The organism is Candidatus Limnocylindrales bacterium, assembly GCA_035559535.1.
GTDB lineage: Bacteria > Moduliflexota > Moduliflexia > Moduliflexales > JAUQPW01 > JAUQPW01.
In genome coordinates, this window is sequence record DATMBG010000058.1 from 1 (window position 1) to 25,922 (window position 25,922).

The 25,922-nt window shown below is 43.8% G+C and carries 24 protein-coding genes and 1 rRNA gene; 14 read left to right on the plus strand and 11 right to left on the minus strand.

Annotated elements, in window-relative coordinates; translation table 11 throughout:
- Nucleotides 1-73 precede the first annotated feature (73 nt).
- The 5 genes from rrf to VNM22_21710 all read left to right on the plus strand — a co-directional run bounded on the left by rrf (nt 74) and on the right by VNM22_21710 (nt 3,527).
- Nucleotides 74-190 (plus strand): 5S ribosomal RNA (rrf, locus tag VNM22_21690).
- 88 nt (nt 191-278) lie between these two features.
- The gene (locus tag VNM22_21695; protein HWP49784.1) at nt 279-1,148 is read left to right on the plus strand and encodes an RNA polymerase sigma factor RpoD/SigA; all 870 of its coding nucleotides are present in this window, start codon (nt 279-281) and stop codon (nt 1,146-1,148) included.
- Between the two features lie 907 nt (nt 1,149-2,055).
- Nucleotides 2,056-2,223, plus strand: coding sequence for a hypothetical protein (locus VNM22_21700; protein HWP49785.1), 168 nt, complete (start codon nt 2,056-2,058; stop codon nt 2,221-2,223).
- Nucleotides 2,217-2,399, plus strand: coding sequence for a hypothetical protein (locus VNM22_21705; protein ID HWP49786.1), 183 nt, complete (start codon nt 2,217-2,219; stop codon nt 2,397-2,399). Before VNM22_21700 ends, VNM22_21705 begins: the two co-directional genes overlap by 7 nt.
- Before the next feature lie 231 nt (nt 2,400-2,630).
- Nucleotides 2,631-3,527: an SMP-30/gluconolactonase/LRE family protein gene (locus VNM22_21710; protein ID HWP49787.1), complete on the plus strand. Its 897-nt coding sequence runs from the start codon at nt 2,631-2,633 to the stop codon at nt 3,525-3,527.
- A gap of 135 nt (nt 3,528-3,662) precedes the next feature.
- Here the strand turns inward: VNM22_21710 and VNM22_21715 are convergent, their stop codons facing one another.
- The 3 genes from VNM22_21715 to sat form a co-directional block, all read right to left on the minus strand.
- The gene (locus tag VNM22_21715) at nt 3,663-4,706 is read right to left on the minus strand and encodes a hypothetical protein (GenBank protein HWP49788.1); all 1,044 of its coding nucleotides are present in this window, start codon (nt 4,704-4,706) and stop codon (nt 3,663-3,665) included.
- Between the two features lie 101 nt (nt 4,707-4,807).
- Entirely contained in the window at nt 4,808-6,196 is a 1,389-nt protein-coding gene (locus VNM22_21720) for an alkaline phosphatase family protein (GenBank protein ID HWP49789.1), read from the minus strand.
- A 62-nt stretch (nt 6,197-6,258) separates the two neighbouring features.
- Nucleotides 6,259-7,443, minus strand: coding sequence for a sulfate adenylyltransferase (gene sat / locus VNM22_21725; protein ID HWP49790.1), 1,185 nt, complete (start codon nt 7,441-7,443; stop codon nt 6,259-6,261).
- Nucleotides 7,444-7,889: 446 nt separating this feature from the next.
- On the opposite strand from sat, the gene VNM22_21730 reads away from it, so the two are divergent.
- The 9 genes from VNM22_21730 (at nt 7,890) to VNM22_21770 (ending at nt 17,042) form a co-directional block, all read left to right on the plus strand.
- A complete protein-coding gene (locus VNM22_21730; GenBank protein ID HWP49791.1) occupies nt 7,890-8,549 on the plus strand; it encodes a TetR/AcrR family transcriptional regulator in 660 nt (219 codons plus the stop codon).
- Nucleotides 8,546-9,775: an efflux RND transporter periplasmic adaptor subunit gene (locus VNM22_21735; protein ID HWP49792.1), complete on the plus strand. Its 1,230-nt coding sequence runs from the start codon at nt 8,546-8,548 to the stop codon at nt 9,773-9,775. The genes VNM22_21730 and VNM22_21735 overlap by 4 nt, the downstream gene beginning before the upstream one ends.
- Nucleotides 9,776-9,779: 4 nt before the next feature.
- Nucleotides 9,780-10,496, plus strand: a complete 717-nt coding sequence (locus VNM22_21740) for an ABC transporter ATP-binding protein (protein HWP49793.1) — start codon at nt 9,780-9,782, stop codon at nt 10,494-10,496.
- Nucleotides 10,487-11,746 carry an ABC transporter permease gene (locus tag VNM22_21745; protein HWP49794.1) on the plus strand — a complete coding sequence of 420 codons (1,260 nt, stop codon included), beginning with the start codon at nt 10,487-10,489 and terminating at the stop codon, nt 11,744-11,746. The genes VNM22_21740 and VNM22_21745 overlap by 10 nt, the downstream gene beginning before the upstream one ends.
- 142 nt (nt 11,747-11,888) lie before the next feature.
- Entirely contained in the window at nt 11,889-12,590 is a 702-nt protein-coding gene (gene rsmI, locus VNM22_21750; GenBank protein HWP49795.1) for a 16S rRNA (cytidine(1402)-2'-O)-methyltransferase, read from the plus strand.
- Nucleotides 12,591-12,898: 308 nt separating this feature from the next.
- A complete protein-coding gene (locus tag VNM22_21755; protein ID HWP49796.1) occupies nt 12,899-14,818 on the plus strand; it encodes an SNF2-related protein in 1,920 nt (639 codons plus the stop codon).
- A complete protein-coding gene (locus tag VNM22_21760; GenBank protein HWP49797.1) occupies nt 14,815-16,488 on the plus strand; it encodes a hypothetical protein in 1,674 nt (557 codons plus the stop codon). The genes VNM22_21755 and VNM22_21760 overlap by 4 nt, the downstream gene beginning before the upstream one ends.
- On the plus strand, nt 16,481-16,846 hold the full coding sequence (locus VNM22_21765) for a DUF1257 domain-containing protein (protein HWP49798.1): 366 nt from the start codon (nt 16,481-16,483) through the stop codon (nt 16,844-16,846). The genes VNM22_21760 and VNM22_21765 overlap by 8 nt, the downstream gene beginning before the upstream one ends.
- Nucleotide 16,847: 1 nt before the next feature.
- Nucleotides 16,848-17,042 carry a DUF2997 domain-containing protein gene (locus VNM22_21770; protein HWP49799.1) on the plus strand — a complete coding sequence of 65 codons (195 nt, stop codon included), beginning with the start codon at nt 16,848-16,850 and terminating at the stop codon, nt 17,040-17,042.
- A 283-nt stretch (nt 17,043-17,325) separates the two neighbouring features.
- Here the strand turns inward: VNM22_21770 and VNM22_21775 are convergent, their stop codons facing one another.
- The 8 genes from VNM22_21775 to VNM22_21810 all read right to left on the minus strand — a co-directional run bounded on the left by VNM22_21775 (nt 17,326) and on the right by VNM22_21810 (nt 25,905).
- On the minus strand, nt 17,326-17,811 hold the full coding sequence (locus VNM22_21775; protein ID HWP49800.1) for a cupin domain-containing protein: 486 nt from the start codon (nt 17,809-17,811) through the stop codon (nt 17,326-17,328).
- Nucleotides 17,812-17,825: 14 nt separating this feature from the next.
- Entirely contained in the window at nt 17,826-18,515 is a 690-nt protein-coding gene (locus VNM22_21780; protein ID HWP49801.1) for a hypothetical protein, read from the minus strand.
- Between the two features lie 24 nt (nt 18,516-18,539).
- Nucleotides 18,540-19,316, minus strand: coding sequence for a type III pantothenate kinase (locus VNM22_21785; GenBank protein ID HWP49802.1), 777 nt, complete (start codon nt 19,314-19,316; stop codon nt 18,540-18,542).
- Nucleotides 19,317-19,495: 179 nt separating this feature from the next.
- Entirely contained in the window at nt 19,496-20,284 is a 789-nt protein-coding gene (locus VNM22_21790) for a biotin--[acetyl-CoA-carboxylase] ligase (GenBank protein ID HWP49803.1), read from the minus strand.
- Between the two features lie 82 nt (nt 20,285-20,366).
- The gene (locus VNM22_21795; GenBank protein ID HWP49804.1) at nt 20,367-23,093 is read right to left on the minus strand and encodes a valine--tRNA ligase; all 2,727 of its coding nucleotides are present in this window, start codon (nt 23,091-23,093) and stop codon (nt 20,367-20,369) included.
- Between the two features lies 1 nt (nt 23,094).
- Nucleotides 23,095-24,234 carry a response regulator gene (locus tag VNM22_21800; GenBank protein ID HWP49805.1) on the minus strand — a complete coding sequence of 380 codons (1,140 nt, stop codon included), beginning with the start codon at nt 24,232-24,234 and terminating at the stop codon, nt 23,095-23,097.
- Nucleotides 24,235-24,380: 146 nt separating this feature from the next.
- Nucleotides 24,381-24,836 carry a chemotaxis protein CheW gene (locus VNM22_21805; GenBank protein ID HWP49806.1) on the minus strand — a complete coding sequence of 152 codons (456 nt, stop codon included), beginning with the start codon at nt 24,834-24,836 and terminating at the stop codon, nt 24,381-24,383.
- Nucleotides 24,805-25,905, minus strand: a complete 1,101-nt coding sequence (locus tag VNM22_21810; GenBank protein HWP49807.1) for a chemotaxis response regulator protein-glutamate methylesterase — start codon at nt 25,903-25,905, stop codon at nt 24,805-24,807. Before VNM22_21810 ends, VNM22_21805 begins: the two co-directional genes overlap by 32 nt.
- Nucleotides 25,906-25,922 lie beyond the last annotated feature (17 nt).

A 25,922-nucleotide genomic window follows, 5' to 3' on the forward strand; every position in this document is an offset into this window, starting at 1 on the left:
GGTGGCTCACGGTTAAAGTTGGGAGGTGGGGGCCTTGGGAGAAAAGGCCCCCACCAAGCCAGGAGAAGAAGATCCCAGTGACCATAGCGAAGGGGAAACACCCGTTACCATTCCGAACACGGAAGTTAAGCCCTTCAGCGCCGATGGTACTGCAGGGGGGACCCTGTGGGAGAGTAGGTCGTCGCTGGGATCTTTTTTTGACTTTGGCCTTACAAAGGCAGGGATTTTGATCCTTGCCTTTTTTTTCTCTATTCTTTATAGAAAGGAGGTACAGGATCATGGCTATAAAAACAGCCAAAATGTCCAAAATGACAACGGATGCTTCCGGTGATAAAAACCTCTGGCTTTACCTGCAAGAAATCGGGAGGATTCCTACCACTACCCGAGAAGAAGAAAAAGAATTGGCCCAGAGAATCCAGAAAGGGGATCGTGAAGCATTGAACCGCTTAGTAGAAGGAAATCTAAAATTCGTAGTTAAAGTTGCCCAAGGTTTTCAAGGAACTGGTTTGCCTTTGAGCGACTTAATCAATGAGGGAAACCTCGGACTTATTGAAGCGGCCAAGCGATTCGATCCGGCGAAGAATGTTAAATTCATTTCCTATGCAGTCTGGTGGATTCGACAGGCTATTTTACGGGCTTTATCTGAAAAAGGTCGAACCATTCGTCTGCCCTTAAAACAAGAAGGACTTGCAGTAAAACTCGGTAAAATATCCCAAGAACTCTCTCAAGAGGGAAAAGAACTTACTTTGAAAGAAATCGCTGAACGAATGGATATTTCAGAAGAGGAAGTTCGAGACATCCAGGAATTCTCACAAAGACCTTTGTCCTTAGATATGTCAACGACCGATGATGAAAAAGTTACCTTGATGAACCTGATCGCCAATAAAGACGGTCTTTCACCCGATGAGATTTTGATTAAACATACCCTCATTGAAGAACTTCAAAGACTTTTGGAGGAATTAGACCCTAGGGAAGCAACCATTTTACGACTGCGCTATGGAATAGACGAGGAAGGGCCTATGACACTGGAAGAAATCGGAGAAAGGTTACATCTCAGTCGAGAAAGGGTTCGACAACTGGAGAAGCGGGCCAAAGAGAAATTAAAAAAGCGGGCAATTGCCAAAAGCTTAAGCGACTACCTGAATTAAGCAGACTCGGAGGGTCTGCTTCTCCTTCTTTTCTCTTTATTCTATCTTCTTTACCATCTCTCAACTTTCCTTCCTTTGAAAAATCTCCCTTTAAAATTTCCAAAATTGGATAGAACTCGGATTTCGTTTTTACCCCTCCGTTTTTCTTTCTCTTCTTTATCTGGTTCATTTTCTCTCAACCTTAACTCTAAAAGAAATTTTAGAGATAGGCTATTTTGACAGAGAATTTCAGGGTTTTGAAAAAAAAGCGCCATTTTGGCTTTAAGTTTTTTTAAAAAAAGACTTGACTAAAAAATACTCATAGGATATTCAGGTTACCTTATGTGATAGGATCGGTTTTAAAAGATAGGTTGATCCTAAGAATTGGAAAGGAGGTATCCAAAGTAACCCTACCTGGCCTATCCCCATAATTTGAGTTAAGGGTTTAACTCTTTCTCAAATCCCTCTAACAGGTTGTATCAGCAGGATAAGTAAGTTCTTGTTTTGACCCTCAATCTTAAAGCGGAACCCTAAATGGGAAACATCCTGCCTGAATTTTTAATGAAGGAGGTTATGAAGTAAACAGTAAAAATTTAAAAGATTTCTCTTTGAGATATAAAAAGTGAAAGGGGGAAGCGGCAACTTCCCCCTCGGTTATGTCTAGATAAACCCTATCCCTCTAGGCATTGAGGATAAGGCATTTTTATTATCTTCAAGGATACGCGGGATGTCAAGATTTTTTTAATGATGTTAAGTAGATCTTACCCTGTATCAAGAATACGAACTTGCAAAAAACCTAATCTTCTTAAATCCCTGATTTTAATTCTCCTGTTCTCCTATACCCAAATCCATACCATATCTTTAACTCGTGCAGCCACCGGAAAAGTGAGTGTTTATAACTCTAATCCTCATTATCTTCAGGATGCCCATGGGTAATACATTCGTAATTATTGGATTTGATAAGGAGGAACATAATCCTCCCGGAGTACTGGATCAGCTCAAAGGCAAATCACTTATCAACGAGCCTACGCGGCTTCATGGCAGATTAGTGAAGATCCAAATGCTTATCGATGGGGGAGGCTTTGGCCTATGGTAAATGGAAAGGCGGCTATGAACACCTGGAATGAGCGGTACCAGTCTAATCTCCGGGATTATTTGAATGCGGAAAATAATGTCAATGTGAATCTCTCTGCGGCTGGTGATTCGTTTACTTATCAATGGTATGATCCCCGGATGGGTGCTATAGCTGCTTCAGGTCAAGTAAGCAAGTAAGTGGGGGGGGCATTCTGTTGGTGGGTGATTCCGTAGGGTCGCCTGCCCTTTGGGCAATATTTACAGAGAATCGTTATTAAACTCCCATGAAAAATCTATTGACCAGGGGGAATTCCACGGATTAGTATATTTTCATCTTTTTAAAGAATTTCCATGTTAATGGAATATTGAACAGAGTAAAATAAGCTGAATTTTGATGGTAAATAACCCTGGCCTGGTAAGGAGAAAAGTATGAGTTGGAAATTTGAGATAATAGCCGGTCCCATGGAACTCACAGAAGGCCCTGCCTGGGATGGAACCGGGCTTCTATTCAGTAATATTCCTAAAAGTCGGATTATGCGCTATGATCCACAAACCGGACAATGTACGGAGGTCCGAAGCGGTACTAATAACGCCAATGGTCTCATGCTAGATAAAAATGGACGCCTCTATGCATGTGAAGGGGGTAGCGGGGGGCGACGGATTGTCCGTTATGAGCCTGATGGGAGTACTACCGTCATCTGTGATCGATTTGAAGGCAAGCGTTTTAACAGTCCTAACGATTTAGCTATAGATCTTCAAGGTCGGATTTGGTTTACCGACCCTCGTTATGGTGACTTCCGCGCCGATATGGAACTCGATCATGAATCTGTTTTTCGCGCCGATCCACAACTGGACGGAACCTGGAGGGTCAAACGAATGACCTATGATACCACCTGCCCTAATGGACTGCTTCTCTCGCCAGATAATAAGATTCTCTATGTGGCTCAAAGCAAGTATGGTGAAAATGAAAAGCGCGAACTGCGAGCCTATCCCATTAAAGAGGATGATACCCTAGGACCCTATGAGGTATTACATAACTTTTATCCCCATCGAGGAATTGACGGCATGGTCATGGATACGGAAGGCAATATTATTGCCACCGCCGGATGGAAACAGAGTGGTCCCGGTCCTATGATTTATGTGTTTGCACCTAACGGTCGTGTGCTTGAAACCCATCCGGTACCCGTGGATCGACCCACCAACTGTACTTTTGGGGATTCAGACCTACGTACCTTGTATGTAACGACTTTTGAGGGATACTTGTTACGAGCCCGAACAGAACGACAAGGCCTGTTGATTTATCCTCCTCTCCAAAAATCACCCTGAAGATTTCGGAAGCTTTTAGAGTTTGAGGCCTGATCTTTGTTTATCCTTGATCCGTTTCAAAATAGCAGGAAAGAGACACATTACCGGAGGTTGGTGTTTTCCTATTTCTTTGTATTTTGGGAGTAAACTGCAAAATCAGGATTTAGTAGGTTTGAGGTTTAGAGGGATCTTAGCTGTTTTACCTTGTTCGATCTCTCCGACCTGTAGTTCTGCCCGGGTGGTAGAAACCGGTATAGAAAATATCACCTCCCCTTCTTTCGTACCACCTCGAGTTATCAATTCGCGGAAAGATTCCATAGGGGTCAGGGGCCCACTCTGTAGGAGTAAACGAAAGTTATTGGCATCTACAAAAATCCCCCCCGCCGATTTACCCTTATAAGTTACCTGCAGGGCGAGTTTTAGAAAAAGTCTACCTTCTTCGACACGTTCCCCTTGATTATCCAGATCCAGGGATAAAGCCAGGATTTTATACAGCGTATCTTTTACAGTTGCTTCCCCTTTAACCGGTAGGAAGATCGGGTATTGGGCCAGGGAAGTCAGACCATCAAAGGGTAATGTGGTCGGTTCCTTACCCGGCTGGCTTAAGATTAATTTGGCTCCTTTCCAGGAGGCATTTAAAGGTACAGGAAAGATAAGTCGGATCTCCTTGGTAACATGGGGACCGATCACATCTTTCCATTTATTCCCTTCACCGGCTGTTGGATTCATAGGGGGATTTACCTCGTAATAGAGTGTTTTATCCTCAAGTTGGAGCTTTACCAGGTTTTGGGGAATGAATAGATCTTTTGCACTCAAGGGATTATGGACGGATAAATCAATATAAGCATAAGCCTGATCAGATTGATATTTCTGCCCCTGGTTGATAGGGCTTAAAGGCACTTGATTATTGATGATAGCCTTTGTTACGGTAAATTGTAAGTTAGCGTAACGTACCTGACCCGGTAGGGTTCCTTCCAGGGGTCGAGAAAAAGGAGCAATCTTTGATTTAGATATCTCAGCGGGTTGTGGAGAATTATCTGAAACACTCTCTTTCTGGCTACTTCCTAAAATCTCTTTCATATTTATAGTCAGCCACTTCGAACTCAAAGGCGCAGCCAGAAGGAGAGCCACAAGTATGAAAAAACTAAAACTAACTGTAATTTTTAACTCGTCCACCGGAAAGGAATCGTCCCTAAACATACATAAAGATACTGCAGATTTACCGTACCGCCTGCCTTTCTGATTGGATTAGTCTGCGCGTATTGTATGTTCCTGGGAGGTTTTAATGAATATTTAATTATTTAATAAGGAATGACTTTACCTCGCATATCCCTGGGAACTTCCAGACCCATGAGATTTAAGACTGTTGGCGCGATATCCATGATTTGAAGTCCGTCAACCCGTTTTCCTATTCTCTTTTGAGGATCTCGGAGAATAAAGGTTCCATATTTGGCATGATTGGCATCATCGGGACCTGTATCGTTCTCGAAAGTGTGAATGGTCTTGAGTCCGATGCTTCCTACGGATCTCCAGTCTAGATTTCCAAAATAAACGATCAAATCCGGAGGGACATTGTTACACTGGATATAAAGCTGTTCCGGTCTAAACACCCGGGTTCCAATATTTTTACCATTTTCATCGGTCATAGCCTCCAGCTTTGCGATTAACTCATCTCGAATTTTTTCGTAATCCTTGGGATCAATGGCTCCCTGGGGTTCCCGGCCCTTCACGTTCATGAATACCCGGGCATAGTAGCCACCTTCACTCCAAACCTTTGTACGTTCCCAGTCCACTTCCGCTTTGGAAAAGGGAATCACTTCGTTGGGATAAGACCTGAGCTTGAGATAACCTTCCTGGATTAACCATTCGTTAACACAGATTCCACCTTCCATACGCTTGGCGCCATGATCTGAGACGACCAGGGTGACGGTATCTCTGTCCAGCAAGGAGAGAATTTCCCCTATCTCCTGATCGATATACCGGTAATACTCCTTAATGGCACTCTCAAAGGAATTTCCCGGTTCATATTTTCGATGTCCTTTGTCAAAATACTTCCAAAAACCGTGATGAATACGGTCAACTCCCATTTCCACCATCATGAAAAAATCCCATTCCTTGTTCTTCAATAAGTACTTGGCGACTTTAAAACGACGACGGGTCATCTCATGGATGCGACGGAGTAAATCTTCTTTATCCTCAGTCCTGAAGTTATCGGCATCTAGGATATATTCCCCGACCAGATCTTCCACCTCTTGTCGTAGTTCCGGGGGGTAGGTATACTGACTTTTGGTACTGGGAGTGAGAAAACAGGTGATCATCTGGCCGTTGATGGCTTTGGGGGGATAGGTTTGAGGAATTCCAACTAAGATAACCTTTCTTCCCAGACGGGAGAGAATGTCCCATACGGTGTCTTCTCGAATAGACCGAGAGTTGGCAAAATATAGTCCATCATAGGAGTAATCTTTTCGATTCCGAAAACCATAAACCCCCAGTTGGCCGGGATCTTTGCTGGTCATCATGGTCATCCAGGCGGGTACGGTAATGGGAGGATCACAACTTTCCAGTTCTCCGTAAATACCCTGCTGTCGGAGCAGAGTTAGGTTGGGTAAATCTGCAGCCCATTGGTCAAAAATTAACTCAGGGGCCGCGCTATCCAATCCGATAATCGCAACTTTTTTTTGCGTAGCCATGATTAAAAGGCGAAAGGCAAAAGACAAGAGAAGAGATACTTTCGTCTTTCGCTTTTCCCCTTTTATTTTGTTTCACGGTAAGCTTCGATCAAAATTTTGGATACCTCCCGTCGGGTAAATTCATCCGGAAGCATTTCACCGGCCCGGAGCATTTCTCGTACCTTGGTCCCGCTTAATATAACCCGATGTTCATCTGAATGAACACAGGTCTTCTCAGAAGCCATGTGTCCGCAACGTCTGCAATAAAACGTGTGATCGAAGAAAACCGGCGTGATTCCAATTTCATCTTTTCCAAATCGGCTAAATATCTTTTGGGCATCGTAAGTACCGTAATAATTACCAACCCCGGCATGATCGCGTCCTACGATGAAGTGCGTGCAACCATAATTTTTTCGTACCAGTGCATGGAAAATGGCTTCTCTGGGCCCTGCATATCTCATGGCAGCGGGAAAAACAGCCAGCAGAACCCGATCTTTTGGATAATAATTTTCAATCAAGGCCAGATAGCACTTCATCCGAATCTCTGCAGGGATATCATCCCCTTTCGTTTCTCCAACAAGGGGATGAATCAGGAGTCCGTCCACCGTTTCCAGGGCACACTTCTGAATGTATTCGTGGGCCCTGTGGATGGGATTTCGGGTCTGAAAGGCCACCACCCGATGCCAGCCTTTGTATCGGAATAGGTAACGAGTTTCTTTAGGATCCAGGCGATATTTGTCATAGTAATCATAATTGATTCGATTCAGGAGCGTTATCCGACCCCCCAAAAGGATCTCTTTCATTTCATATAAATAAGCAACGCCGGGATGTTTAAGCTCGGTTGTTAAAAAAACATGTTTAGCCTCTATTTCTTTATCGTACGTGTATTTCTCTTGTAAATGTAAAATACCTACCGGAACCTCGGTCTGACTATAAAGGGCTATTTCCTCACCGATCTTGAGAGTGTCCGCTTTCTCTTTAGAGACGGAAAGGGTAATAGGAATGGTCCAGGGGAGTCCATTGGCCAGACGCATCCGATAAACGACACTTTCATAGTCCTCCCGCCCCATAAACCCCTCCAGGGGAGAGAAGGCTCCTACGGCAATCATTTCCAGGTCGGAAATCTCTCGGTTGCTCAAATAAATCCTTTCCATCCGTTCGATCCGATCCAAAGCATTTTGACGTTGTTCCCCTTCCAAAACTCTGTTGATCAGCCTTCCACCATGGGGAAGAATAGAATGCACCATCTCTTTTTCTAATGTTTTCATCTCTTCTGGGATTGCTTTAATAGGTGATGATCTGTGGTATAAGAGTAGAAATGAGGTAACCTCATCCCTACTCTAAAACAGTTTATCTGTTTTATCGCTGCAAATTCCTCTGTATGTCTCTTGATTAAGAAATCAAGGAAAGATAAAATCTAGGCTAAAATAACAGTTCTGCCCATCTGTGTCAAGAACCCTTTATTAACTTATTGAAGTTTCCAGGAAATCCGGCAATAAATTATTGCAAATTAATTGCCAGTTATTTGGGTCTTGCCGTTGATCCCTGAAGGAGATATATTTAGGACCAGAGTCAATTTTAGAGTATGGTCATAATTAATTTCAGGTCCCATGTAAGTTAACCACGGTCATTCTAACCCGTTTACATTCCTTAACATAAAGGGGTTAAGTCGGGTTGTCGCCCGTAATGACCTTCCTACTGGATCCTTTTCATCTTGAAAAGATATAATCGGATCCTTCGTGAAGGAACTTGCGCAACTACTGTGAAAAATACTTCTCTATCTCGTCGCGAGCGTAAAAAGATCGAGACAAAGGAAAAGATTTTTAAGGCAGCTCTCTCCCTTTTTTTGGAAAAAGGTTTTGAGAATACCACGGTAGAGGAAATTACCGAAAAAGCAGATGTGGGGAAGGGTACTTTTTTTAATTACTTTCCCCGAAAGGAGTCTATTTTAATTTATTTAGGGGAGAGACGTATGGAGGCTATTCAAGAAGCCTTCCGTGAGACTATATCGGAGGACCTGACGATTGAAGCAATACTTAAGAGAATTTTTGAAATCCTGGCTCAAGAAAACTTGAAAGAAAAACCTTTGGTGAAATGGATAGTGATGCAGTCCTTCAAAGCCAGGAAGTCTGTTAAAGAGGAAGTCAAGGAACAGCAACACTATTTTCGATCTCTCCTTGAGCATTTAATTGATAAAGGCCAGAGACGAGGTGAGATTCGAAGGGAGTTTAAAGCGCTCAAACTGGCCGAGATTTTGGAAGGTATTTACTTTTCTTCGGTTTTTAAATGGCTTGAATCCGAGAAGGAGGATTCCTTAGCCGGAGATTTATTGGAAAAGATCGAGATTATTTTTGAAGGAATTCGACCAAGATGAAAGGTTTAGTTAAACAGGTCATGGGAGTGATTTTAATAGCTCTGGTGGGTTATCTGGGAAATGATTACTATCAGAAAAAGCAAGTATTGCCTGTAAAAGCGGTTACGGTAAAGAGAGGAGATATTGTAGAAACGGTTTCTTCAACGGCCACTGGAACAATTGAATCCGATCAAGAGGTAACTATCAGCGCCGAAGTATCGGGTCGGATTGAAAAACTTTATGTTAAAGAAGGGGATTATATAGAAGGGGGTAAACCACTCCTTCACCTGGAAAAGAGCGAAGCCCAGGCGCAAGTCCAGCAAGCCAGGGCTAATTTGCTGGCTGCAGAAGCTCGATTAAAGGAAGCTCAAACCGGTTATCAAATGAGCAAGGCGCTTATTCAACCTCAATTGGACGAAGCCAAAGCCAATCTTCAGCATGCCGAAGGTACGTTAAATCGAATTCGGAAGTTATATGTGCAGGGGATTATGCCCAAAGATAGGTTGGATGAGGCCGAACGGGCTTATACCATTGCACGGGCTCAATATGAAACAGCCCTAGCTAATAAATCTCAGGTTCGTGCAAAAGAACAGGAAGTTGCTTCTGCCTATGCTGCCCGGGAACAGATGAAGGCTGCTTTAACGCTGGCAGAAATCGGCCTGAGTCGTAAGGTCATTATGGCACCTTTCTCAGGTTTAATCACGGAAGTCTCTGTCAAACAGGGAGAGTTTATTACTCCTGGACAACCCATCGCAAGGATCGTTGATACTTCAAAACTGTATATCAGCGCAACCATTGATGAGGCCGATGTTAGAAAGGTTAAAGTAGGCCAAGAGGTCCGCGTAACCTTGGACGCTTTTCCCAATAAAACCTTTCAGGGAGTCGTTTCGGAAATCTCCCCGGTCATTTCGGCTAAAAAGTTAGAGACTCGAACCTCCAAAGTGAAAGTTAGACTGAATTCCGAAATGGAAGGGCTAATGCCGGGACTTTCCGCCGATATCGAGATTATTGTGGGAAAAGGTCAAAATGTTCTCTATGTTCCAACGGCGGCTATTATGGAAAGGGAAACTAAGAAGATGGTTTTTACCATCGAGAAGGGAAAAGCTCAACGGCGTGAAGTAAGAACTGGTCTATCCAATTGGGACTATACGGAGATTTTAGACGGTCTGAAGGAGGGGGAACAAATTATTACAACCCTGGATGATCCGGCTCTTAAGGAGGGAAAATCCATCATCCTCAGCCCATAACCCTATGATTCAGCTTAAAGATATTTCAAAGGTGTATGCTCTGGGAGCCCAAGAAGTAGAGGTTTTGCGTAACATTTCTTTGGAAATTAAACCCGGAGAGTTTCTATCTTTAGTAGGTCCTTCTGGGTCTGGTAAGTCTACGTTGATGAATATCTTAGGTTGTCTGGATAAACCAACGCGCGGATCTTATTTTTTTGAAGGAGTTTCGGTTGCCGATTTAAACGATGATCAGTTGGCCGAAATTCGAAACAAGAAAATCGGATTTGTGTTTCAATCGTTCCATCTCCTCCCCCGAATTAATGCTTTACAAAATGTGGAACTCCCCCTTATTTATGCCGGAGTACCCCGCTCAAAGAGAAAAGAGAGAGCCCGAGAGGTTCTGACAGCAGTTGACCTTGCCGATCGGATCCATCATAAACCCAATGAACTTTCCGGAGGTCAACGTCAAAGGGTTGCCATTGCCAGGGCTCTGGTTAATAACCCTCAGATTATTCTGGCAGATGAACCCACAGGAAATCTCGATACCAGATCGGGAAATGAAATCCTACAGATTTTTGAAAAACTCAACCGGCAAGGGGTAACCCTGGTTATTGTAACCCATGATCTCTCTATTGCCCAAAGAACCCACCGTATTGTGACCTTACGGGATGGAGAGATTATTAAAGATGAAACCAGAAGGAAAGAAAGAGAGGGTGAAGGAATGGAGAGACGGTGGAGATAGAATTTTTCCCCCTGGAACTTCCATTCCTCCATGGAATTTTCTTCTTAATGGCTGTCTTAGAAAGTATCCGCGTTGCTTTAGAAGCTCTGTCCTCCAATAAAATTCGTTCAACTTTGACTATGTTGGGGGTCATTATCGGGGTTTTTGCTGTCATCTGCCTGGTTTCTATTGGAGAAGGCGCCAAAGCTTATGTTTCCAAAGAATTGATGGGAATCGGATCCAATCTCCTGGTTGTAACCCCTGGAAAGGCAAAGACCTCGGGTGGACCTCCCATAAGCGTGGATAGTGCCAAAAAACTTACCTACGAAGATGCCGAGTTCATAGCCCGGCGATCTACGGCTGTTAAACAGGTAGCCCCCATCGTAATGGGAACAGGAAAGGTTAAATACGAAAACCGGAGTCGGGATACAACGGTTTTAGGCGTTACCTATGACTTCCAGCAAGTCCGAAACCTCCATGTAGAAATCGGCTCTTTTATCAGTGCCGATGATGTGGACGCCCGACGTAAGGTTTGTACCCTGGGTAGGGTAGTCAAGCAGGAACTTTTCGGAGAAAGTAATCCTCTGGGAAAAATGGTTAAAATCAATGACGTCAGCTTTCGGGTTATTGGAATCATGGAAAAAAAAGGGATCACCTTTGGATTTAATATCGACGACATCGTATTTATACCAGTTAAAACGGCCCAGGAATTGTATGACACAGATAAACTCTTTGAAATTCTGGCCGCAGCTACCAGTGAAAAGGAAGTTGATGAAGCAAAGCGACAGATTACCCAACTTTTGATCAAACGTCACCGGGAAGAGGATTTTACCATAACGACCCAGGCAGCCATGTTAGAAAGTATGAATTCTATTTTAACTACCTTAACCTGGGTTTTAGGGGCTATAGCCGGAATCTCTTTGGTGGTGGGAGGAATAGGAATTATGAATATCATGTTGGTTTCTGTCAGTGAACGAACCCACGAGATTGGAATTCGGAAGGCTGTAGGGGCCAAGAGACGAGATATTCTTTCTCAATTCCTGGTAGAGTCTATTACCATCAGTGCATTGGGAGGATTACTGGGGATGATTCTAGGGGTTGGTCTGGCTCGAGGGCTGGCTTTTAGCTTTCCTTCGTTGCCGGTTAAAGTTTCACTGTGGTCTATCATTTTAGCCCTTAGTTTTTCCATTTTCGTCGGGATCTTTTTCGGTGTTTACCCGGCACATAAAGCTTCTGAACTGGATCCCATCGAAGCCCTTCGACATGAATAGTCAGAATAAAGTGGATCTTAGACCTTTCTCTCTATTGCCCATCATGACCTCTCAAAGGTTCCTTTTCAGGTTGAAGAAGTATTATAATTAAAAAGGGTCTGGTCTAAATCTCTAAATCAGTAACTATTTTAAATCTATTATCATGGCCGGTATCTTATATATTGTTTCAACACCCATTGGAAACTACGAGGATATAACCTTACGAGCCCTTCGTATTTTGAGGGAAGTAGATCTGGTTGTTTGTGAAGAGTTTAAAGAAGGAAAAAAGCTCCTCCACCATTATGAGATCCAAACCGAACTGGAAAGCCTCAATGAGCATAATGAAGCCCAAATAACTCCCTATCTTCTTGATCAGTTGGTTCAGGGGAAAAGGATTGCCCTGATCTCGGATGCTGGTACTCCTGTTTTTTCTGATCCAGGATTGTCATTGGTTCAGAAAGCCCTTGAGGCGAGCATACCCGTACATCCTGTTCCAGGGCCCTCTTCCCTCATGGCAGCGCTGGTTGTTTGTGGATTTGACCTGAGTAAATTCCTTTATTACGGCTGGCTCTCTCCTAAAAAAGAAATACGACGCAGGGAACTCTCTGCTCTCAAGAAAGAGAGAAAACCTATTGTGTTATTAGACACGCCGTATCGGCTTATTCCCGTTTTAGAAGATATTACTTTGATTTTTGGCCCGGATCAGGAAATAGCCGTTGCTTTGGATTTGACCCTTCCTTCTGAAGAAATTCGACGAGGACCGGTCGGGAAGGTACGGGATTACTATAAAGAAAAGAAAACATCGGGGGAATTTGTACTCATCATCAATAGCCCACAACCTCCGAGAAAATCAACGGGGAGATAACTTTACCGATCTATCCTTCACAGTCCCGGTTCCATAGTTTCTGGTTCTGTTCCAGGCTATTAACCCGAGATTTAAACGGCCCTTAAAGGATACATTACCTTCGATTTCCCTAAAGGGAGAGCTGTTTTCTCAGAGAAAAAAGCCTTATTTTATTACGATATCTTTAAATTAATTTAAATTTTTCTCTTGAACTTCCCGTTGCTATGTGGTAATCTTCTTTTTTCAAGAAAGCCCATAGCAGGCTGATTTCACAGAATTTTCAACAGCTCAGAAGCTGGAAGAGGGACCTGCCGGGAGGCCAAAACAAAATGGATATAGAAAGATTCGAATGGCTTGAAATACCCGAGGAGAAAAGGGTCAAATCGGAACTGAAAAGAGAAACTCCTGATGTTTCTGCTAAACGATGCCCCAAGTGTGGCTGGCTTGATCATATCAGTGTGGTAGAATGCTTCCGTTGTGGATATGATTATCAAACCGGCCATCTTTATGCCGATTTTCTGAAAAATCGAAATCTGGAGATTCCCGAACCGGTTGTGAAAGTTACCTTGGATTTTAATAGAATTCTCAACAGCCGTCGCGTGGATAGTTATCAAGATTACCTCTTGCGCCTGCAGGTTGAAGAACACGCCTTAATTAAGGGTTTTGATAAACTTATCTCCCTCTCCAGTTCGAATATCATCCATTATCAACACCAGTTAGATACCGCCCTTAAGGTGTTAAACCAAATGCGGGGCCAGGCCTTATTAGCCGATGAAGTAGGATTGGGGAAGACCATTGAAGCCGGGATTATCATGAAAGAACTTATGGAGAGGGGTCTGATCAAAAAGATTCTTATTCTTACGCCGGCTTCTCTGGTCACCCAGTGGCAGGAAGAGCTTTTAACTAAATTCGGAGAAACCTTCATCATTGCTGAAAATCCAGCCGATTGGAAGGAAGATAAAATTATTGCCTCTTTGTCGAAAGCTCAACGTCCTGAGATAGCCAAACTTATTTACCCCTATAGCTATGATCTGTTAATCATTGATGAGGCCCATAAGCTCAAGAGCCGATTTACCCAGCGCTTTAAGTTTGTCAATCAAATTAAGAAAAAATATGTCTTGATGTTGACAGCAACCCCGGTCCATAACGATCTCACCGAGCTTTATAGTCTGGTTACCATCTTGAAACCGGGGTTATTGGGAACCATACGGGCTTTTAAGAGGCAATATGTCTCAAAGCAAGACCCCAGGCAGCCCAAGAATGAAGCCAGGTTAAAGAAACTGCTCTCCGAGGTGATGGTTCGAAACCGCCGATCAAGTGTCGGTATTCAGTTCCCCTCACGTCGGGCGGCCATTTATCATTTTAATCTGACCCCTGAAGAACAGCGCCTCTACCAGGAGGTAACCAATTACATTCGAGAAGAATTCAAAGCCGAAACCAGAAATCAATACCATTTGCTTTCCCTGACCACCCTACAGAAGGAACTCTGTAGCAGCGCCAGAGCTGTTAAAGCAACCCTTGCAAAAATGGCAGACCGGGAGCAATATCCCCGAATTACCCGACAGAGATTTCAATTTTTCATGGAGTTGGCCGATAAGATTCGATCTCCTCGTAAAGTGGAAGCCCTACTTGAAATCATCCATCAATTCAAAGGGAAGTTTGTTATTTTTACGGAGTTCTTGAATACCCTCTTTTATCTTCAAGAAACCTTAGAAACCCACGGGATCTCTACCAGGATATTCCACGGTGGTATGAGTCTATCCCAACGTTTAGAAGCCATCCGGGATTTAGAACGATCTGCCCAGGTTTTAATCTCTACCCAGGCCGGTGGAGAAGGGCTTAATCTCCAGTTTTGTCATCAGATGATTAACTATGATTTACCCTGGAATCCTATGATGGTAGAACAACGTATCGGAAGGTTACATCGTTTAGGACAAAGTAAAGAGGTTTTAATTTTTAACCTCTCTACCAACGCGACAATTGAAGCCCACATCCTGGAACTCCTGGCTAAAAAGATTCGATTATTTGAACTGGTTATCGGTGAGCTGGATTTAATCCTGGGAGCTATGGATGACAAAAGAAGTTTTGAGCAGGTCATAACGGATATCTGGATTTCAAGTCAAAATAATGAGGAATTAGACCAAAGATTCCAGGAACTGGGAAATAAGATCTTGAAAGCGAGGCAGAAATTTCGTAAGATTAAAGAAGCCGATGCCATCTTATCAGAAATATTCGAGCCGGAAATATGAAAGAGTTCATTGTAGATTTCTTTAAAAGCTACGGAAGCAGAGTTACAGAACAAGATCATGTTCTACGCATTGATTTATCCCCGGAACTGACTACGTACTTTCAGCGACCTACCCTACAATTGGTTTTTAACTCCCAGTATTTGAGCCCGGAAACTGAACTGGTTACTTATGGAAGTTATATCTTTAACCAGATCTATGATCTGTTGAAAGATCGTGGGATTAAAACCTTTTTAAAACTTCCCAGGCGGATATCTACTACAAAAAGAACTTCTTTAGAAACTATTCAATTCTGTAATGGAGAGCTTGTTGGTAAAAAAACCCAACGGACCTATCAGGTCGATTGGTATTTCAATTTTAAAATAACCTACTGGTTTGATGAAAAAATAGAGGAAACCTATGCCCTTAAGATAGATTCTCGAGGAGTTATAACCCGATGTCCTGATCCCTTCTCCGAATTATTTTGGATTCAGGGAGAATTAAACGGGCAAAAATCTCGACCTCCCTTATCCCGGAACAAAATACGTCAGTTGTATGAGCGATGCCTGACCGAAGTACAGGCCTATGCCCGAGAGCAGAGTATCAAACTTCAGGAAAAGTTAATGGAGAGGCTCTATAATAATCTTTCTCGTTTGGAGGTTTATTATCGTCAATGTCAGGATGAGGTAACAGGAACCGATGAGAGACAGCGAGAAAAAAAACTGGAACTTCTCCAACAAGAATATCGGTTAAAAGTTGAAGAAGAATTAGATAATCATCAAATTCAAATTTTAATATCCCTGATCAATTTTTGTAGTGTTCAAACCCCTGTTTTGTATCGGCGATTTCTTTTGAGAGCGTATGGTAAGGAAGAGGAACTGGTTTTAGTTAAAAATCTTTTTTCAGGTAAGGTAGAATACCCGGTCTGTAGTTCCTGTGATACCCAACTTTACATAGCCGGGATGTGTGGACTTGGGGCTCATATAGCCTGTAATAAGTGCCTGGGTCATTGCCAGGAATGCGATCAAGACGTCTGTTCCAGTTGTGGAATTCATGCCTGTGAGTATTGCCAAATCGATGTTTGCCAGGATTGCAGACGGATTTGTAATGAGTGTGGCAAGTGGTTTTGTAACCAACATGTCCTGGGATGCCGATTGTGTAAAATCGAATTTTGTGAAACCTGCGCCGAAACTTGTCAGGTCTGTGGCTGGACGGTATGCGGCAGACATCTTATTCGATGTACCGTCTGTGAGGGAAAAACCTGTTCCCGGTGCAAAACTTCCTGTGCCCATTGTGAAGAAGAGGTTTGTAATACCCATTTAATTGCCTGCAGCTTTTGTGGACAACTCACCTGCACCCATTGTATAGAGATTTGTGAGACCTGTAGTTGTCAGATTTGTACCCGTCATGCGTACACCTGTACCCTCAGTAAAAAACGACTTTGTCAGAAAGATTCCGCCCGCTGCCAAAGTTGTTATACAAGGGTTAGTAAAGAATTTATCCGAAGTTGTGACATTGGCAGTGAAAAAATTTGTGTCCTATGTGCCGAAATTTGCTCGCAGTGTCAATTGCCGTTCTGTTATGAGCATAGGGATGAACTAAAATCCTGTGGCAGGTGTGGAAAGGCCTATTGCCTGCTCTGTCGAGATCGAAGGAAGGCCTGTCCAACTTGTGAAAGTTTAGAATATGTCTAGATTTGTATCCATTAAAACTGAATTACGAGATGGGGATATCCTGAAGGAGAGCTTACGGGAGTTAAAATGTACCGTAATCCCTCAAACAGAAATGACCCTGTACGCAAAAACACAACCCATTAGCTTCCTATCTGTAACCCCTTTTGGAAGGGTTGGATTCAGGATCAATGATCAGGGTCAGTATGAAATGGTGGGAGATGAAGAAGTCCTCAAGAAACAAGGAAACTTCCTGGATAGATTAACCCAACGATATGCCTATAATAAAGTAGTTAAGGAAGCTAAAAAAGCTGGATTTTCCTTCATAAAAGAGGAGGTTATGGAAGACAATAGCATTCGGGTTGTCATTCGCAAATGGTAATATGGAAAAAAAAGAGATCGAATTTATTATAAAACCCAATGGGGAGGTGGAATTTACCGTTAAAGGGGTCAAAGGAAAAAAGTGTGTGCCTCTGGCAGATCTGTTTAAAACCCTGGGAGAAATAACAAATGCCAGGAATACCTCGGAGTATTACGAAGAGGATAAAGAAGATAAGGTAAAAACCTATAAATTCTAAGAAGGGGTCCTATAGGGTGGGAGGGAAAATCTGTAAGATAATGAGGATAGGTAATTTGGCCATTCTGATTTGCAAGAACATCCGGAATGAAACGTGGAAAAGCAGAAACACAGATAAAGCGAAAGATCCTTACCCTATGTGGGCTTCTTCTGGGTCCGGGTCTCATCCCGGATGCTTCGGGGGGTTCCAAAATTTCTAGAACTTCCTTTTAATGAAAAATTTCTTCTCCCCTTCAAGTTAAATTCTTCCAGCCCGACTATGTTTTCTTCACCCCGCAAGTTCCTTATTTAACCGGATTAAAATCGGCTGGTTTATCTCTCATGACGTAAAACAGGCAATCTTCCTCATCACCGCAACGGCCTTGATGGATCATACCGGCCGGTATATATCCATACGTACCCGGGCCAATCACCAACTCCTTTCCCCCCTCAAGGGGAAGGGTGAGTTTGCCTTTCACTCCAACAATTTGTTCGGCATTACTATGCCAGTGTTTTACGCCCACAAAGGATTTAGGCAGTCGGATCAAAACATCGGATGGTTCTTTTGTTGGATCTCCTCGAAGAACGGCGACTTCACAGCCATCCGGCGCATCGGGTCTACAGGGGCTCCATTTGACGCTGTCCGGAGTAATATTCAACGGATTGGCAGTAACCTGGGGTCGTTGCTTTTCCTGGGAAGAAGCTGTATCGGATAAGATCCAGGTAGCTGATACCACAAAAATCAGAATAACGGAAACAAACTTATGGGAATAGGCAAGATTGGGTAACATAGGTGCTCTCCTTTCTAAAAGAAATCAAAGTTAGGAAGTGAAAAAAGGTCGCGCAGTTCTTTATGGATTACAGCCTGGAGCGTCTCCTGATAAATGTGGGGACTCATATTTTCTTTATAAGGTACTAATTTTTGTTCAGCTTGCACGAAGAGACGTTCTATCTGAGTAACCGGTAATGTTTTCTTAATGGTCAGGATCAATTTCTCTTCCAGCTCCTTCAACTGACCGTGAACCTGGGCAGGGTCAAAAGTCGAAGGCGTTTCTTCAACCTGGGAGCGAAGGGAATTCAGAGAGGAAGTAGTTTGCTGTAGAGCCTCAAAAATCTGTTGATATGCCGGCATTTCTAAGAACCGGGTGAGTTGGGTAATAAGTTTATTCAGGTGTTGGAGCATCTTCTCGTGTTCTTTTTGCAAAGGTCTGGCCTTTTGTAATTCCGATTCGGGTTTCCCCAGAACCATCTCTTGATAGGTCTGCCAGCAATTCTCCACATCGTACTGACAATAGGCCAGGGAACGAATGACCTCTTCTTCCGAATCTTTTTTTTCCTGGAAGCGGGCAAAGGCGGTATCGATTCCCTTAAAAACAACTTCCAGGGGAATACCTCGTTCTTCCCAGGATTTAACAATAGGCCAGTCAATGGGGGCCAGGCTTGCTGCACGCTCACGTTTTTGGATGAAGTATTTTTCAATTTCTTCAAGGTACATAGAATCCATCTTAGGGATCTGAAGTCAGGACCGTTGACCTCTGTTTTTTTCAAATATAATCCGTAGCCCTTCCAGCGTCAAATGAGGAAGAACTTTTTGAATTTCTTGAGATTCATCCCCGATGAGATGGGCCAGCCCACCCGTTGCGATAATGATCGGATTGGAACCGAGCTCTCTTTTCATCCGCCCAATAATTCCATCAACCAGAGAAACATATCCATAAAAAAGTCCTGATTCTATACTGGATACGGTATTTTTTCCTATTACCTTTTCCGGTTTACGGATACCCACTTTCGGTAGCTTAGCGGTTCGTTGAAACAGAGCTTCTGCGGAGATAGAAATTCCAGGAGTTATCACGCCCCCCAGATACTCTCCTCGCTCTGATACAGCACAAAAAGTAGTTGCAGTCCCAAAATCGACAATGATGAGAGGTCCTCCAAACATATCAAAGGCCGCCACGGCATTAACAATTCGATCTGCACCGACTTCTTTGGGATTATCATAGAGAATCGGCATGCCGGCATGAAGGCTCGGCTCGATAACTAAGGGATCCTGATGGAAATACCGACGGGAGGTTTCTTCTAAAACTCCTGTCAAAGGTGGGACTACAGAAGAAATTGCAACACCTCTGACCTGTTCGGGATTGAGACCTGCAATTTGGAAAAATTCCCGTATGAGAATACCGTGTTCATCGACCGTTCGCTCTCGCTGGGTTGAGATACGCCAGCTATTTAAAAGGACTTTTCCCTTATAAACTCCAAGGACAATGTTGGTATTACCAATATCAATAACAAGTAACAAGGGGAGTATGGGAGTATGGGAGTGTGGGAGTGTGGGAGTACGGGCGTGTGGGGGAATTTACCCCCCTTACCTCCATACTCCTATACGCTCATGCCCCCATACCTTCTATCCTCTTCAAGATCTTTTTCATGGGTTGACAGTTAAAAACGGCAAGGGAATAGAACTTAGAATACTTTAACTCATTTTTGAGCCACCAGGGCTACGTCTCCTGTTACGATGGGCCTTTCTTGACCGGAATCTTCTCTTACATAAAGGGTTCCGTCCTGTTCGACCCGGGTTGCCAGGCCACGGATAATTTCCTCACCAATTTTAATTTCCACTTGATTTCCCAGCGTACAGGATAAGGAGCACCAGGTCTCAAAGAGTTTGGGGAAATTTCCTTCTAAAATCAGAAAATACCATTTTTCGAAATTTCTTAAAAGTCTTTGTATTAAAGGAATACGCCGAACGGGGTAACCTGATTCCAGCATCAATGAAGTGACCTGATCCTGTAATTCCTGGGGGAACTGAACGATATTCGCATTGATTCCAATTCCTGTGACGACCCAATGAATTCGATCCGGTCCTGCTTTAAGTTCGGTCAGAATGCCTCCTACCTTTTTATTTCTGATCATGAGATCATTCGGCCATTTAATTTGTACATCCAGGCCAGACAAATGACGCAATGTTTCAGCGGCTGCTACGGCAGCCATGAAAGTGATCTGATAAGCTTTTTGGGGAGGAAGAGGAGGTTTTAGAATAACCGATATATAGATTCCCTCTCCGGGTGGAGAATACCAGGACCGCCCCATACGTCCTCTCCCCCGTGTCTGTGATTCCGCCAGCACCACAGTACCTTCCAAAGCTCCTTTAGAAGCCAGTTCTAAGGCAACCTCGTTGGTTGAAGGGACTTCGTATTCCCAGATAATAGAATTACCTATTAATCGGGTATTCAGATAATTTTGAATTTCGAGGGGATTTAACTTCATAACCCTAAGTCCACATCCCTGGAGGCCTACTCCATGACACCTCCGCAAAAAACCTAACCTGGAAAAAGGGTAGGGGAAGGGATTACGAAACCAAATCTTTAAGCCTCTGCAAGTGCCCTTCTAGCTTTTTTCGGGTGGTTATCATCTCTTCCTGTCGCGCTTTTTCTTTATCAACCACATCAGGAGGTGCTTTACTTAAAAACTCTGGATTGGAAAGTCTTACCTCAATCCTATGGATCTCTTTCTCGATTTTATCAATCTCTTTATGAAGCCGATTTAATTCATCGGTTATATTGATCAAACCCTTAAGAGGTAGGAAGATCTCGACCCCGCCATAGATATCGGTTGCCGAAAATTCGGGTCTAACCAGTTCCTTGCCTATCTGGATATTTTCAGCCCTTGTAAGGGTAGACAGGTAAGATCGGTATTGATGGAGTAAGGACTCCACGTCCGGATTCTGCGTCCTCAGCAGAAGTTCTATTTTGGTCGCCGGGGGTAAATTAACTTCACTTCGGATATTTCTCACCTTTGCAATGACACCCATCAATAGACCCATTTTCTGCTCGGCTTCTGGATCCTGGTAGTGGGATTCTACCGTGGGGAATGGGGCGATCATGATACTTTCGGCCTCAGACCCATGGGGTAGCTTCTGCCAGATTTCTTCGGTAACAAAGGGCATAACGGGATGAAGAAGTCGTAAACTCGTCTCTAAAACTTTAGCTAAAACGTATTGGGCTGCCATTCGCCGACCAGATTTGGTCGGTTCATGAAGGGAAGGCTTGGCCAATTCAATGTACCAATCACAGAACTCATGCCAGATAAATTGATAAAGAATGTGGGCATACTCATTGAATTTATACTCTGTAAGGGCTTGATTTACCTCCCGAATAACCGATTGAAGTCGACTGAGGATCCAGCGATCGGCCAGGGAGTACTCCGGCCGGGGTTGGGAAATGGCTTCCATATCTCTGGGTTGTCCTGTCTCTTCGGTTTCATATTCCTTGGTCTTAACCTTCCCAGAGGAGGAATAATCCTTTAAATTCATCAAGACAAATCGGGAGGCGTTCCAGATTTTATTAACAAAGTTGCGGTAGCCTTCCGTACGCTCCTCAGAAAATCGGATATCTCGACCTTGGGCGGCAAAAGCAGCCAGGGTAAATCGAAAAGCATCGGTTCCGTATTTATCCATCATCTGGAGAGGATCTATAACATTACCCTTTGACTTGCTCATTTTTTGTCCTTCTGCATCCCGAACCAGGGCATGGATATAAACATCCCGAAAGGGGACTTCGTGACAGAACTTGAGTCCCATCATAATCATTCGGGCCACCCAGAAAAAGAGGATATCGAAGGCCGTCACCAGGACCGATGTAGGATAAAAAAGTTCCAATTCTCTGGTTTTATCGGGCCACCCTAGAGTAGAGAAAGGCCAGAGCGCGGAACTAAACCAGGTATCCAGAACATCAGTTTCCCTTACCAGGGACGAACTTCCGCATCGCCGGCACTGTGGAGGGGTTTCCCTGGCCACATTGATTTCCTGGCAATTTTGACAAAACCAGGCCGGGATTTGATGTCCCCACCAGATTTGGCGTGAAATGCACCAATCTTTAATATGGAACATCCAATCGTAGTAAGTTTTTTCCCAGACAGAAGGAATAATCCGAATACGCCCCTCCCGAACTGCTTCAATGGCTGGTTCGGCCAGCTCTTTCATTCTAACGAACCACTGGAAAGATAGATAAGGTTCCACCACCGTTTGACATCGATAACAGTGTCCGACGGCATGGGTATATTTCTCGGTTTGAATCAAATAACCTTCTGCATTCAGGTCTTTAAGGACATCCTCACGGGCGGCAAATCGATCCAATCCCTGGTATTTTCCTGCCTCCCGGGTCATCTTCCCGTCTTCATCGATGACGACCACTCGAGGGAGATTATGGGTCAGTCCGATTTCAAAATCCACCGGATCGTGAGCCGGGGTTATTTTTAAAGCGCCTGTTCCAAACTCCTTATCCACACGGGGATCCGCGATAATGGGGAGCTCTCGATTCATCAAAGGTAATAGAACTTTTTTCCCGATAAAAGCCTGATAGCGCTCATCGGTGGGATTTATAGCCACAGCCGTATCCCCCAGCATAGTTTCCGGACGTGTCGTGGCAATGGTTAATCCACCCGACTCTCCAACCAGGGGATAGCGGATATAATACAACTTTCCCTCAACCTCTTTATGCTCCACTTCCAGATCCGAAAGGGCAGTCTTACAGCGTGGACACCAGTTGATAATATAATTACCACGATAAATAAGACCTTCCTCGTAGAGTCGGACAAAGACTTCTCGGACGGCCCGAGATAATCCTTCATCCATGGTAAAGCGTTCACGGCTCCAATCGCATGAAGCCCCGAGTCGCTTTAATTGACGTACAATAGTTCCTCCAGATTCTTTTCGCCACCGCCAGACTCGCTCTATAAATTTCTCCCGGCCCAGATCATATCGGCTTTTTCCTTCTGCCGCCAGTTGTCTTTCCACCACATTTTGGGTTGCAATTCCCGCATGATCCGTTCCCACTACCCACAGGGTATTATACCCCGACATTCGTTTCCATCGAATCAAAATATCCTGAAGGGTATTGTTTAGGGCATGTCCCATATGGAGGGATCCTGTGACGTTGGGTGGGGGAATCACAATACTGTAGGGTGGCTTTGAAGCATTTAAATCGGGACTAAAAAAATTTTTTTCAGACCAAAAGGCGTACCATTTTTCTTCCACCCCTTTCGGTTCATACGTTTTGGGTAATTCACCAACCTGCATATTACTTTTTCCTTTCCAATTCAGGAAGAATCTCCTCCACAAGCTTTTGACTCAGATTACGAATCACATGTTCAAAAATAGGTAGTCTAATAAGATAATTCGCCAATTCCTGGCTAAGGAGAGGAAGTAATTTCCCGGCCACTTTTTCGGCAATTTGATCTGCTATGGCATCCATCCTTTCAGCTGAAAGGGCCATAGAAGGTTTTTGCGGTTCAGGGGTCGTCACTTCCTCAACAATTGATTTTTCCTGGAGTCCTTTCCCCTCTGGAACAACCTCTTCTACAGGTTCTTCTTCTAAAAATTCCTCAATCTGGGGCTCCTCTTCCTGGAACTCTTCTGAAACAACCGCTTCCTCTTCTACAAGTTCTTCCTCCGCTTCTTCCTCTGCAATCCCTTCCTCCGGCAGAACCTCCTCAAGGATTTCTTCTTCTAAAGCCTGCTCAGTCCCCGGCTCATCAAACTCGAGGTCCTCTTCCACAGCAGCGGGTTCCTGAATAACTTCAGAAGTTGCCTTACCAACCGGTTGAGCCTGTTCTGCTTCGGCCTCTTCCAGCCTGAACTCTTCCTCCAGTACTTCTAGATCTTCTTCGGCAAATTCTTCCTCAAACTTGGGCTCATAAATTTCCCTTCTTACTTCTTTTATAGTTAACTCTTCTTCGTCCCTGGAAGCAAGTCCTTTTTCTTTAGAAGATTGCTTAGAAATATCTGTAGGTGCTTTGGTTTTAGTGCCCTGGGGCTTCGAAGCGATTACTTCAGGGGCACTTTTGGATTTACGAGCCAGCAGTAATTCCTTAACCTTTGAAACCAATATTTGAGGTTTACAGGGTTTATTAAGAATGGCATCGGCTCCAGATTGTTTACCCTTTTTCTCGTCGAAGTCTTCGAAGGTTCCTGCTAAAAGTACAATGGGTAAATTACCGAATTCCTTTGTTTGTTTAAGGGTTTTACAAACTTGGTAACCATCCAGGCCCGGCATAATGGCGTCGATAAGAGCAATATCCGGCTTTTTCTGCCGTACATGATCCAGTGCGTCTGCCCCAGACCCTACGGTCACAACTTTAAAGCCCTCTTTGGTCAATGCCATTTCGCAAAGCCGTTGGGTAGCAATGCTATCGTCTGCAACTAAAACGGTTTCATTCATGAGTGGTTAGTTGTCTGTTGTCTATTGTCCGTTGTTCTTTGTTAAAAAATAGAAAAGACCCAGAAATAGATTTTTGTTTTAATTTCTTCGAGTTCTGTGTATCTCCGGGCAAAACAAACAATGGACAACAGGCAACAGGCAAAAAACTACGCTTTTAGAACTTCCAGCTCATTATCGTCAATTAAATTTTTCTCGTTCAGGACGATTACCAAGTCATCATGAATTTTTGCAATCCCTTCAAAATATCTATCTTCCAGGGTAGAAGCCATCTTTGGATAGGGATAAAGCTTTTTTGGAACTGCAACGCCTCCTATCCGATCCACCCGTAACCCCATCAACTGCCCCTGAATCTCGAGAATAAGTATATTTCCCTGGTTAGACGCAGAGATTTCTCCGGAGGGAAGTTCCAGTCCAAACAAGTCTGTTAAATCTATAATAAAAATTTCTTTACCTCGATACCATCCTTTTCCTCGGAGGATAGGTATGGGAAAATAACTTTTCTCATAAGGTCCAGCGGTCACAACTTCGATAACAGAGCCCATACTAATGGCAAATTTATCTTGCCTTATATCAAAATACAGAAGATTCCGAGAAATTTCCATGCCTTACAAGGTCCATCAAGCGTCTGGCAATCAAAGGAAGGGGAACAATGTAATCCACCCCTCCCAACTCAATAGCCGCCTTCGGCATTCCAAAAACTGTACAGGTTTGCTCATCTTGAACCAGGGTCTTTCCCTGGGCCTGCTTGACCTTATAAAGTCCCTGGGCCCCGTCAGAGCCCATACCGGTTAGAAGGACGGCAACAGCCTTCTTCCCATATACTTCAGATACAGAGCTCATAAGTACATCTACCGAAGGCCTATAACCATTCACTTTTTCGCCCCGACTTAATCGGATGATCCCGGTAGAGGTTACCTTCATATGATGGGACCCTGGAGCAATATACACCATACCTGTCTTGATTTTATCCCCATCCTGGGCTTCTACCACTTTTAAGGCCGTCCTCTGGTCTAATTGCTTAGCCAGTTCTTTGGTAAACTTTTCGGGCATATGCTGAACAATCAAGATAGGACAGGGAAAATAAATGGGCAATTCACTTAAAATTACATTTAGGGCCTGAGGACCCCCTGTGGAGGAACCTATGGCCACGACAGATACACCCTCCGTGGGGGAGGTTGTGAATAATTTTGAGATATACATGGGGTTCAATTGTAAGGCGCGTGTCGAACCCTTCGGGGAGCGGACGGATTTACTCACCGTACGAACAACTTTAATCTTAGAAGCCGTTTTTACCTTGGCAATAATCTCTTCCCGTAAACTTTCAATATCCAGAGAGATATCTCCAGAGGGTTTGGCTATAAAATCAACCGCGCCTAATTCCAGTGCCTTTAAAGTCACTTCGGCTCCATATTGAGTGACAGAACTGATCATAACAATGGGAGTGGGATAAGATTTCATAATATGTTCAACGGCCAAAATCCCATTCATTTTAGGCATGTTCACATCCATCGTAATAACATGGGGACGAAAAGAGGCTACTTTTTCAATAGCTTCAATCCCGTTGGCTGCCGTCTCGATCACTTCCAGTTCTTCATCTTGTTGAATGATATCCGAGAGTATCTTCCGCATGACCCCTGAATCATCTACAACGAGCACTCTAATTTTTTTCATAGGATCCTTCACTTGTT